5 protein-coding genes are annotated in these 13,454 nt (G+C 33.1%); 4 read left to right on the top strand and 1 reads right to left on the bottom strand.

The genetic code is table 11. The annotated features are described in order from the left end of the window. Nucleotides 1–33 precede the first annotated feature (33 nt). The 4 genes from IPI31_10285 (at nt 34) to IPI31_10270 (ending at nt 10,280) form a co-directional block, all read left to right on the top strand. On the top strand, nt 34–2,532 hold the full coding sequence (locus tag IPI31_10285; protein MBK7568196.1) for a T9SS type A sorting domain-containing protein: 2,499 nt from the start codon (nt 34–36) through the stop codon (nt 2,530–2,532). Between the two features lie 85 nt (nt 2,533–2,617). Beyond that, the gene (locus IPI31_10280) at nt 2,618–5,110 is read left to right on the top strand and encodes a T9SS type A sorting domain-containing protein (GenBank protein MBK7568195.1); all 2,493 of its coding nucleotides are present in this window, start codon (nt 2,618–2,620) and stop codon (nt 5,108–5,110) included. Between the two features lie 87 nt (nt 5,111–5,197). Further along, nucleotides 5,198–7,702 (top strand): T9SS type A sorting domain-containing protein, encoded by a 2,505-nt coding sequence (locus tag IPI31_10275; GenBank protein ID MBK7568194.1) that lies wholly within the window; start codon nt 5,198–5,200, stop codon nt 7,700–7,702. 85 nt (nt 7,703–7,787) lie between these two features. Next, complete coding sequence (locus tag IPI31_10270) at nt 7,788–10,280, top strand: T9SS type A sorting domain-containing protein (GenBank protein ID MBK7568193.1); 2,493 nt, start codon at nt 7,788–7,790, stop codon at nt 10,278–10,280. Nucleotides 10,281–10,351: 71 nt separating this feature from the next. Here the strand turns inward: IPI31_10270 and IPI31_10265 are convergent, their stop codons facing one another. After that, nucleotides 10,352–13,336 (bottom strand): SBBP repeat-containing protein, encoded by a 2,985-nt coding sequence (locus tag IPI31_10265; protein MBK7568192.1) that lies wholly within the window; start codon nt 13,334–13,336, stop codon nt 10,352–10,354. Between the last annotated feature and the right edge of the window lie 118 nt (nt 13,337–13,454).

Genomic DNA, 13,454 nt, shown 5'->3' with positions numbered 1-13,454 from the left:
AATCCTGATTACTAAATAAAAAGTAAAAATATTATGAAAAATACTAATCTACTAATTACTATATTATTATTTACCCTTTTTTCTAATTTTAAGGTAAACGGACAACTTTCAAATCTGGTTATTATACCTGAAACAGATTATACATTAGAGGCTAAACCAGCTATAGACGGCAACATAATCGCTTTAAGTAGACCAATAGGTTGGGGCCTCAATATGAACCTTACTAAAATGGATGCGATTGGAAACATTATTTGGTCATCTTCAATTGATGCACCACCATACTATGACAATCTCGATCACGTTTTCAATATTTCTGATGGCAACATAGTTGTTATTAAGTATGTTACGCTTTTGCAATTTAATCCAATTGGTGAACTAATATATTACAAAGAATTTGACAGTGAAAATCTGGGATTTTCTCCAATTCCGGGTGATCTGAACAACAATGGCTATGTAGATATAACGCAAATTGGTGATGAATTTATTTTATTAACAAGAGGATATACATCTTCCCCCACAAGCTCCGCTTTTTATGCTGTTACAAGAATAGATCAGGCTGGTAATACAATTTGGTCGTATGCATTTTTATTGGATCCATTTTTTTATCCGGTGGATCTTACCGTTAGTGGCGATTTCATCTTTGTAAGTACTAGAAAATCAGAAATTTCCAGAATCGCAAAAATAAATACAGTTACAGGGTTGATTGTTGAAGAAAATGAGTTTAATCTTAATTCTAACATAAAGGATAAAATAGATATTGGCACCGGTTTACTAGAAACACGCATATATTATTCGCTTGATACCGTTTCTGATATTTTAATAAAATATAACTATGATTGCGATACAATATGGTCTAAAGAATACGAATATCTAGCTCCAGATAGCTCAGGTGGGATGATCAAATTACTGCAATTGGGTAGCGGCGCTTTGCTAAGTTGTAATTTGAAGTACAATATGGCACTTGGAGAAACTGAATATGTGTTGCAATATTATGATGAAGATGGTGATACAACTCTTCAAATAACTAACTTTCTTTCAACTTCTGCCTTTGCAATTGTAAATTTTGATAGATGGGATGAAAAATTAATTTTCACAGGAGTCCACTATGATTTATTTGGCGAAAGCAGCGGGTTTGTTCTACTTACTGATACTTTAGGCGATTTTCTTCAATTAACCATAAATGGGACTGTATTCCAGGATATAAATGGAAATGGATCACTTGATCCGGAAGAATTTAGTTTTCATGATAGAATTATCACATCTGACGTTGGTGAATATTACGGTGTTACAAACTCGGAAGGTGAATATTTCTTAAATTTATATACAACAGGAATCAACAATTTATCTACTGAGAATCCTGAAAATTGGGATATAATTTCCCCCAGCTCACATTCAATTAATTTTGATCCCTTATTAGATGGAGATACCATTTTTAATAAAGATTTTCTGTTGGATTATTCGACACCTGTTAAAGATATCCGAACTACTTTATATCAGGCAAATATTAGACCCGGATTTGAAACATATAGTGAATTAACAATAGAAAATATAGGGAACCAAATTATTTATGATGCAACGGCATATTTACAGCATCCCTCCGGGTTAATTTATATTGGTGGTACCCCTTATACTGATTATACTGACACTATATTCACTTTATCAATACCTATACTTGAACCTCTTGCACCTGTCTCATTTATAGCTGAATATACCGGGAGCATTGATCTTGAAATCGGAGATCAAAAAGTATTCATTGGTAAAACTGAACCAATTTTGGAAGACATTGATCCAACGAATAATATTGACACTGTTATAGAAACAGTAATTAACGCCTGGGATCCAAATCATAAAACCGTAACACCATCAGGTTTTAGTGAAGAAGGGTATATCGACCCGAATACCCAATGGCTTGAATACACTATTGAATTCCAAAATATCGGAAATGCACCGGCCACCTTTGTAAATATTGTTGATATAATCGACAGCGATCTTGATATCAGCAGTATTCAAATTTTGGGTGCTAAACATAATTACTGGATGGAAATTACCGGCGCTAATAATATTATCTGGCATTTTGAAAATATTAATTTACCGGATAGTGCAAGTGATCCTCTGGGCAGTTGTGGATTTATTATCTATAAAATTAAAATAAACGAAGAAGCAACCGTTGGCACTGTAATTACAAACACTGCATTTATTTATTTTGATTACAATGATGCAGTTATTACAAATACAACCAAAACAACTCTTGAACTACCGAATTCCATTCAGGAATTTAATAAGTATTTAAACGTATATCCTAATCCTGCAGGAGACCATATTATTTTGCAGTTAGAGGAAGAAAATACTTCAGGTTACAATATTAAAATTTATAATATTAACGGTGAAGTTGTTTTAAATGAAATTCTTGATGCCAGTAAGCAGATGATACAAATTAATTCAGCGAATTTTCCAAATGGGATATATTTTATTAATTGTTCGGATGTTGATGGAATATTAAAAACGAATGCTAAATTTATTGTGGCACATTAAAATATTTCTTTTTTTCAGATCAGGTAATTTAGTGGGAGCCCCCATCTCCCTTTAAATCCTGATTAAAAATGTAAAATTTAATTTTATGAAAACTATAATTAGAATTTTTACACTCCTCCTTTTGCTGGTAATGCATAAAACTGTTTTTACTCAAGCCGGCGGAGTAACATTTATACCCGGATATGAATGGACATGGACTGCAGAAACAAAGCCCACTGCAGATGGGAATTTAATTGCTTTAAGCAGATCAGCCGTTGACGGAATTAATCAATATAAACTGACCAAACTTGATTTGGATGGAGATATTATTTGGTCAAATGACACTGTTATTCCTGATGCTGTTAACTATAACGACATTTTTAGCTTAGAGGATGGCAGTTTTGTCGTATTTAATTGGAATCATTTTCTCAAATTTAATTCAGTTGGTGAACTTACCAACTTCAAGGTCATTACTACGGAGGATCTTGGATATGATCCAATACCAGGTGATATGGGTGAAGTTGATTATGGTGATGTACTGCAAATTGAAGATGGGTTTATTTATATTTCGCAAGGGCACACAGACTTAGAAGAATTTACATCGGTGACTAAATTAGATGAAAATTGCAATTCCATTTGGTCATATGCATATATAGTAAATAACAGTTTTTGCCAAGGAGCTGCGATACAAGATGGTTTAGTATATATAAACTTTGAAAAATTATTTGGTATTGATATTAACTATTTATTAATTATCGACACATTTACAGGCTTAATAGTTTCTGACACAGAAATTGAAGCTAATTTGATCTACTGCAGTTTGGTGAATACAGGCACAGGTATTCTTGAATTTGCAACATATATGGATTCTTTAAATATCAAAGATCAATTTATTAAATATAATTATGAAGGCGATACCTTGTGGACCAAAAAATATGAAAATACAGGAATAGGTATCGGAATCTATCGAGACCCAGTTTTATTAGAGAGTGGAAATATCATTCAATATGGTAGTGTTTTAAATCCAGATGGTGAAGAAGAATATATAATTAGTTATTACAATAGTGAAGGAGATTCATTATTCAGAATAAGTAATTTTTTAGAACATGAGCCATTTAGAATTTTAGATATGCAGTTATCTGGTGATAATCTCATTTTTTCGGGTGAATTTAATGGACTAGATGATGTTAACTGGGGCTTTGTGTTAATTACAGATACTTTAGGTAAATTCTTTCAATTAGTAATTAATGGGCATGTATATTACGATGAAAATACAAATGGAGTTGTAGATGAAATGGAATATCGTTTTCATGATCGCATTATTACAACAGATCCGCCGGTTTTTATAAGCGCTACAAATTCTGAAGGGGAATATTATTTGCATTTTTATGAAGAAGGAAGTTATACCATCTCTACTGATAATCCTGAATATTGGGATATAATTGACCCAGCAGCATATACAATAAATTTTGAAGCAATAATGGGTGGAGATACTCTTTTTAATAAAGATTTTCGTCTGGATTATACAATTCCAATAACGGATCTTAGTGTTACTGTAAATCAACAAAATATAAGACCAGGTTTTCCGACTTCAACTACATTGACTGTAGAAAATATCGGCAATCAAATTGTTGAAGACGCAACAGCATATTTAAATCACCCATCAGGTTTAAATTATACAGGTGGTACACCTTATACTGATTATACTGATACAACCATCACCTGGTCAATTCCAGAGCTTGTACCTAATGAACCTATTGCCCTATCTGTTGAATACAATGCCAGTCCTGATTTAATATTTGGTGATCACAAATTGATAGTTGGCTCTATAGAACCTGTAATTGGGGACTATGCAGCTGAAAATAATATTGATAGTGTGGTGGAAGTTATAACCGGCCCATATGATCCTAATCACAAAACGGTTGATCCTGCAGGCTTTAGTGAAGAAGGATATATCGACCCTACCACCGAATGGCTCGAATACACTATTGAATTCCAAAATATCGGAAATGCACCGGCAACTTTTGTAAATATTATGGATGTAATCGACAGTGATCTTGACCTTTCAAGTATTCAAATATTAGGTGCTAAACACAATTACTGGATGGAAATTACAGGAACTAATAATATTATCTGGCATTTTGAAAATATTAATTTACCCGATAGTGCAAGTGATCCGCTTGGTAGTTGTGGATTTATTACTTATAAAATTAAAATAAATGAAGAGGCAACAGTTGGTACCTTGATTACGAACACTGCATTTATTTATTTTGATTACAATGATGCTGTTATTACCAACACTACCAAAACAACTCTTGAACTTCCGAATTCCATTCAGGATTTTAATAAGTATTTAAATGTATATCCAAATCCTGCAGGAAACTATATTATTTTGCAATTAGAGGAAGAAAATACTTCAGGTTACAATATCAAAATTTTTAATTGTAACGGCGAAGTTATTTTAGAGGAAGTTCTGGATGCCGGCCAACATATGATACAAATTAATTCATCAAATTATCCGAATGGGATATATTTTATTAATTGTTCGGATGTTGAGGGAATAATAAAAACGAATGCTAAATTTATTGTGGCACATTAAATGTTTTCTTTTTTTCAGAACAGGTAAATATGTGGGAGCCCCCATCTCCCACTTACAACTGATTACTCATGATAAAATAATAATCCTATGAAAAATAGTAACCTAATAATTACATTATTATTATTCAGCCTTTTGTCTTATTTAAATGTAAACGGACAACTTTCAAATCTGGTTATTATACCTGAAACAGATTATACATTAGAGGCAAAACCAGCAGTAGATGGTAACATTATTGCCTTAAGCAATCCACAAGGTTGCTGCGACCTGGATATGACCCTTACTAAAATGGATCCGATTGGAAACATTATTTGGTCATATTCAATAGATACCACACCGCTTTATGAAAGTCTCTATAATGTTTTCAATATTTCTGATGGTAACATAGTTGTAATTATGGGGGTTACACTATTGCAATTTAATCCAATTGGAGAGTTAATTTACTATAAAGAATTTAACAGTGAAAATCTGGGATTTTCTCCAATTCCTGATGATATGAACAACAATTCATATGTAGATATACAACAAATTGGTGATGAATTTATTTTTTTAACACGAGGTCACTCAGCTTTCCCTACAAGTTCAGTTTTCTATGCCGTTACAAGAATAGACCAGACAGGTAATTCAATTTGGTCGTATGCATTTTTATTGGATCCATATTTTTATCCAGTAAACCTTACTGCTGAAGGTGAGTTTATTTATGTAACTACTCGTGAATCATATTTTAACACCAGAATCTCAAAAATAAATACAGTTACTGGGTTGATTGTTGCAGAAAATGAGTTTACTATTAATTCTTCCATAAAAGATAGGATAGATATCAGTACCGGTTTTCTAGAAACGCGCATGAATTATTCACTTGATACCGTTTCCGATATTTTAATAAAGTATAACTATGATTGTGATACATTATGGTCTAAAGAATATGAATATCCTATTGAAGATAGCTCAAATGCTATGCTCAAATTACTTCAATTAGGCAGCGGTGGATTACTTAGTTGTAATCTGAGATATAATACAGCACTTGGAGAAAATGAATATGTATTGCAATATTATGATGAAAATGGTGATACAACTCTACAAATAAATAACTTTCTTTCGACTCCTTCTTTCGAAATCGTAAATTTTGAAAGCTGGGGTGACAAATTAATTTTCACGGGTGTATACTATGATTTATTAGGCGAAAACAGCGGGTTTGTTTTGGTGACAGATACCTTGGGTGATTTTCTTCAATTAACAATAAATGGAACTGTATTCCAAGATTTAAATGGAAATGGCTCACTTGATCCTGAAGAATTTAGTTTTCATGATAGAATTATAACTTCTGATGTTGGCGAATATTACGGTGTTACAAACTCGGAGGGTGAATATATTTTAAAATTATATGCCTACGGAATCTATAATTTATCTACGGAGAATCCTGAATATTGGGATATAATCTCCCCTAGTTCACATTTAATAAATTTTGATCCATTATTAGATGGAGATACCATATTTAATCAGGATTTTCTGTTGGATTATTCAACACCTGTTAAAGATATTCGCACTACCTTATATCAGGCAAAAATCAGACCCGGATCTGAAACTTATAGTGAATTAACAATAGAAAATATTGGGAATCAAATTGTTACTGACGTGACGGCATATTTACAACATCCCTCCGGATTAACATACACCGGCGGGACTCCTTATACTGATTATACTGACACGATATTCACTTTATCAATGCCTATACTTGAACCTTATGCACCTGTCTCATTTATTGCTGAATATATTGGAAGTATTGATCTGGAATTAGGAGATGAAAAAATATTCATCGGTAAAACAGACCCTATTTTAGAAGATATTAATCCAACGAATAATATTGACACAGTAATTTATCCTGTAATTAATTCCTGGGATCCAAATCATAAAACAGTGTTCCCTGCAGGTTTTAGTGAAGAAGGATATATCGACCCCAATACCGAATGGCTTGAATATACCATTGAATTCCAAAACCTCGGAAATGCACCAGCAATTTTTGTAAATATTATGGATGTAATCGACAGTGATCTTGACCTTACAAGTATTCAAATATTAGGTGCTAAACACAATTACTGGATGGAAATTACAGGAACTAATAATATTATTTGGCATTTTGAAAATATCAATTTACCTGATAGTGCAAGTGATCCGCTTGGTAGTTGTGGATTTATTACTTATAAAATTAAAATAAATGAAGAGGCAACCGTTGGCACTGTAATTACAAACACTGCATTTATTTATTTTGATTATAATGATGCTGTTATTACAAACACAACCAAAACAACTCTTGAACTACCAAATTCCATTCAGGAATTTAATAAGTATTTAAATGTATATCCCAATCCTGCCGGAGATCATATTATTTTGCAATTAGAAGAAGAAAATACTTCCAGTTGTAATATTAAAATTTATAATATTAACGGCGAAGTTGTTTTAAATGGAGTTCTTGAGGCTGGAAATCAAATGATACAAATTAATTCGTCAAATTATCCGAATGGGATATATTTTATTAATTGTTCCGATGTTGACGGAATATTTAAAACGAATGCTAAATTTATTGTGGCACATTAAAATATTTCTTTTTTTCAGATCAGGTAATTTAGTGGGAGCCCCCATCTCCCTTTAAATCCTGATTAAAAATGTAAAATTTAATTCTATGAAAACTATAATTAGAATTTTTACACTCCTCCTTTTGCTGGTAATGCATAAAACTGTTTTTACTCAAGCCGGCGGAGTAACATTTATAACCGGGTCTGAATGGACATGGACTGCAGAAACAAAGCCCACAACAGATGGGAACTTAATTGCTTTAAGCGGATCTTTCGATGACGGAATTAATCAATATAAACTGACCAAACTTGATTTGGATGGAGATGTAATTTGGTCAAATGACACTGTTTTTCCTGATTATGGTAACTATAACGACATTTTTAGCTTAGAGGATGGCAGTTTTGTCGTATTTAATGGGAATCATTTTCTCAAATTTAATTCAGTCGGTGAACTAACCAGCTTCAAAGTCCTTACGCCGGATGAACTTGGTTATGACCCAATTCCAGAAGATATAGGAACAATCGATTATGGAGATGTCCTTCAAATTGAAGATGGATTTATTTATATTTCACAGGGATCTACTGGTTTTGAAAGAATAATTGCTGTAACTAAATTAGATGAAAATGGAAACTCTATTTGGTCATATGCTTATATTTTGGATATTGCCTTTTGCCAAAGTGCAACCTTACATGATGGATATTTATATTTAAGGTTAGAATCATCATACATTGAAAACACGAATTATCTTTACAAGATTGATACATTAACAGGATCAATTGTTTCTGAAACGGAAATTGAAGGTACAATTTACTACTGTAGTCTATTGAATACCGGAACCGGAATTCTTGAATTTGCAACCTTTCAAGATTCTTTAAATATCAATGATCTATTTATCAAATATGATTATGAAGGCGATACCTCATGGATCAAAAAATACGAATATACTGGAATGGGTATTGGAGATTATCGAGATCCCGTTTTATTAGAGAGTGGAAATATCATTCAATATGGTAGTGTTTTAAATCCAGATGGCGAAGAAGAATATATTATTAGTTATTATAATAGTGAAGGAGATTCATTATTCAGAGTAAACAATTTTTTAGAACATGAGCCTTTTAAAATTAAGGACATGCAGTTATCAGGTGAAAATCTTATTTTCTCAGGGCAATTTAATGGATTAGATGATGTTAACTGGGGGTTTGTCCTAATTACTGATACTTTGGGGAATTTCTTTCAATTGGTAATTAATGGTCATGTTTATTACGATGAAAATACAAATGGAGTTGTTGATGATTTTGAATATCGTTTTCACGATCGCATTATTTACACAGATCCACCGGTTTTTTTAAGTGCTACAAATTCTGAGGGGGAATATTATTTGCATTTTTATGAAGAAGGGAGTTATACCATCACTACTGATAACCCTGAATATTGGGATATAATTGACCCTGCAGTATACACAATAAATTTTGAAGAAATAATGGGTGGAGATACTCTTTTTAATACAGATTTTCGTCTGGATTATACAATTCCAATAACGGATCTTAGAATTACTGTAAATCAACAAAATATAAGACCAGGCTTTCCGACTTCAACTACATTGACTGTAGAAAGTATCGGCAATCAAATTGTTGAAGACGCAACAGCATATTTAAATCACCCATCAGGTTTAAATTATACAGGTGGTACACCTTATACTGATTATACTGATACTACCATCACCTGGTCAATTCCAGAGCTTGTACCTAATGAACCTATTGCCCTATCTGTTGAATACAATGCCAGTCCTGATTTAATATTTGGTGATCACAAATTGATAGTTGGCTCAATAGAACCTGTAATTGGGGACTTCGCAGCTGAAAATAATATTGATAGTGTGGTGGAAGTTATAACCGGCCCATATGATCCCAATCACAAAACGGTTGATCCTGCAGGCTTTAGTGAAGAAGGGTATATCGACCCTACCACCGAATGGCTCGAATACACTATTGAATTCCAAAATATCGGAAATGCACCGGCAAATTTTGTAAATATAGTTGACGTTATTGATAACGATCTTGACCTTACAAGTATTCAAATATTAGGTGCTAAACACAATTACTGGATGGAAATAACCGGCACCAGCAATATTATCTGGCATTTTGAAAATATTAATTTACCTGATAGTGCAAGTGATCCGCTTGGTAGTTGTGGATTTATCACCTATAAAATTAAAATAAACGATGAGGCAACCGTTGGCACTGTAATTACAAACACTGCATTTATTTATTTTGATTACAATGATGCAGTTATTACAAATACAACCAAAACAACTCTGGAACTTCCAAATTCCATTCAGGAATTTAATAAGTATTTAAATGTATATCCAAATCCTGCCGGAGACCATATTATTATGCAATTAGAGGAAGAAAATACCTCAGGTTATAATATCAAAATATATAATATTAACGGCGAAGTTATTTTAGATGAAGTTCTGGATGCCGGCCAACAAATGATACAAATTAATTCAGCGAATTTTCCGAATGGGATATATTTTATCAATTGTTCCGATGTTGGCGGAATATTTAAAACGAATGCTAAATTTATTGTGGCACATTAAAATTTTCATTTTTACAGATCACCGAAGGAGGGAGCTTTTAGTTCCCTCTTTTTTTTCTTCTGAAAAAACCATTACAGATCCTTGATTATTACGGAAGAATAAATTAAATTTTTATCCGAAAAAACACGCATTAAGTATGTTCCTGAATTCAAGTTACTTAAGTTGAGTTTGTTTGTGTTGGTGGAAGATAACTCTGCATTAACCAATAAATTTGCGGAGAGATCAAAAATTTGGACAGAATATAAATTTGATAAATTACTGTTAATTATATCAATATTAATGTTTTCCTGAAAAGGATTCGGGTATATCACAACCTGATCAGGTGTTTCAACTGTAACATTTATAATATCACTGTATTTAGTATTCCCATTTAGATCCATTTGATTTAGGCGATAATAATTATTGCCCGAATAAGGCATATCATCAACAAAAGTGTATTGCTTTAATTCCGTTGAATTTCCTGCTGCTGTAATTTCACCAATTGGGACGAATTTACCCTCCTCCCCCATTTTCTCCACAATAAAAAGGGCAGAATTATTTTCACTTGCGGTGGTCCAAAACAAAGTATTAGTTAAGTCCCTATTTTCACCATAAAATGTTTCGAGTGTAACAGGTAGTAAACATATTATTTCAATAGTAGCACTATCAACACTGCAATCGGCATCCGTTACCGTTACCGTATAAATTCCGGCGCATAAATTAATTGCCGTTTGGGTGGTTTGTCCATCGCTCCACAAAAAAGTATAGGGAGCTATTCCACAATCAGGTAGTGCAATTGCAGTATCCAAACAAGCGCAAATATTTGAATTATTTGTAGTAATATCTAATGGCACCGGAATAAATTGCGCAATAAATGCTTCATCATCCCCATTATGCGAACCATCATAATAGGCACCACCACCGGGATTTACCAAAGGTACAGCTTCACCCGGGTCGTATTCATTGTATTGTCCGGTCATATATAATGATTTTCCGTCAAGATTATCAATTCCTATGCAACTATTAAGGTCTTCATCTTCAAAACCAAAATAGGTAGCCCAGGTTTGAATTCCATCATTGGTAAACCGTGAAATAAACAGGTCACCAAAACCCGCATAAGTTCCATCGTAATAACTGCTGCATCCTGCATCTAATAATGGCATAGCAGATGAAAAAGTTGTGAATGTTGTATATATATTGTTACAAATATCCATTGCCAATCCATCCCATTTAAACATATTTTCTTTTCCGGTACCACCTATATAAGTTGACCAAATTCTATTTCCACTGTTGTCAAATTTTAAAAGGCATGCGTCTGTTTGACCTCCGTTTACCGACTGAAAAAAAGTGCCATTATCCTGCACCGGAAAATTTGTTGATTCTGTGTATCCCGAAATAAAAATATTATCAAAAATGTCGGTAATAATACTATTGCCATAATCGGCTAAGGTGCCACCATAATAAGTGGACCATAATCTGGTGCCATTATTCGCAAATTTTAAGATAACAATATCTGTATCTCCGGCCATAGCAGGTTGGTAGTAAGTTCCTGCATCATACGTTGGAAAATTAATTGATCTGGTAATTCCGGTTATAAATATATTTCCAATAATATCGGAGGTTATTGCATATCCGTTATCGAATAAACTTCCTCCGCAATACGTTGCCCATAATCTGTTTCCTGCATTATCAAATTTTAGAATAAACAGATCTTCAATTCCCGCCATAGCAGCTTGATAATAAGTGCCTGCATTTAATTTAGGAAAATCGTTCGAATCGGTATATCCCGTAACAAAAATATTTCCGGATGGATCGGTACAAATAGAATAACCTCCTTCCTTTTTGGAGCCGCCGTAAAATGTTGCCCACAATCTGTTTCCGTCATTATCAAATTTTAAAATAAATACATCTTCATCACTTCCGAGTGTTCCATCATAATATGTTCCGGCATTGTAGGTAGGAAATGTATTGGAAACCGTTTCTCCTGCCACAAAAACATTTCCTGCATTATCTGTTGTAATGGAATGGCCCCAATCCTCATGATTCCCACCATAAAATGTTGCCCAAATTAAAACATGCGCAGGTGAAAATTTTAAAATTACCGCTTCTTCATCGGCGGATTTTACACCCTGATAAAATGTTCCTGCATCCGAAACAGGAAAATTCGGAGAATCGGTCCATCCGGTAAGAAATAAATTACCATCTAAATCTGTAGTTACACTGTTAAAACATTCCTCCATCGCACCTCCATAATAAGTGCACCAATGTAATTCAGGATCAATAATTAATTGTTTCCTTTTATCATAATCACCGATCAAAAATTTTACTTTAAGTTCGTTAAAATTATTTCCAGCATTAATTCTTAAAAAAGATGTTTCAATCACATCGCCGGTTTGTGTGAAACTTATTGGTTTGTTTTCAGATAAATTACCATGTTTTGAAAATAATTCGATCTGGCCACTTTGGTTTAAAACTATTTTATCTCCGGAGTTATATTTTATTTTAATAATATCAGGGTCGGCAAATGGATGAACAATAAAATTATATTTAAAACCCTTTTCATCAGAATTATATATTTCCCAATCGATACCCGGGTAAATTTCCTTAATTAATATTTTGGTAATTGGTGATGAATGCACACCATCCGGTTTTTGCGAATTGTAAATGTGGTATTGGGTAATACCTGAAACAGTTTTAACAATATTTTCAGCCTTGATATGTGCACCATCCAACAGCATTTCTATACGCTCCCATTGCACCTTTCGATCAATCAAATAATGTTCTATTGGTGATTTTTTTTCAAGTGTGAGAAAGGTGATACCACTCGTTGTAATAAAAACCTGCAGATCAGGTAACTGCGCAGTGAAAAGAACATTTGGAACCGGTTGACCATTCATATCCTCCAATTGACCAACATTTTCAACAAAAAGCACAGGTATACTCAAATTCGTATTTTCGGTATTGTATACAGCATTATTTTGCCCGGATACAGAGAAAATGGAACATTGGAGAATTAAAATTAAACTAATAAATTTTTGTGTGTAACAGAGGATAGTTTTGTTTGGGTTGAAAAACATCCTTCTTAATTTCTACAAAGGTAAAATCATCCATTGCGGAAAAAGATGACAAATATTACCTTTTTCCGATTTTTTAGAACAGTGAATTTTATCGGTATATACATATTTAATTAAATTA

This window comes from Bacteroidota bacterium, assembly GCA_016706865.1.
GTDB lineage: Bacteria > Bacteroidota > Bacteroidia > Chitinophagales > BACL12 > UBA7236.
Note: the sequence above shows the minus strand (reverse complement) of the source record. Positions and strands in the feature narration are given on the sequence as shown.

What these genes read in the sequence shown, in the direction of transcription:
- IPI31_10285 (MBK7568196.1), top strand. Translation starts at nt 34, where the DNA reads ATGAAAAATACTAATCTACTAATTACTATATTATTATTTACCCTTTTT.
- IPI31_10280 (MBK7568195.1), top strand. Translation starts at nt 2,618, where the DNA reads ATGAAAACTATAATTAGAATTTTTACACTCCTCCTTTTGCTGGTAATG.
- IPI31_10275 (MBK7568194.1), top strand. Translation starts at nt 5,198, where the DNA reads ATGAAAAATAGTAACCTAATAATTACATTATTATTATTCAGCCTTTTG.
- IPI31_10270 (MBK7568193.1), top strand. Translation starts at nt 7,788, where the DNA reads ATGAAAACTATAATTAGAATTTTTACACTCCTCCTTTTGCTGGTAATG.
- IPI31_10265 (MBK7568192.1), bottom strand. Translation starts at nt 13,336, where the DNA reads ATGTTTTTCAACCCAAACAAAACTATCCTCTGTTACACACAAAAATTT.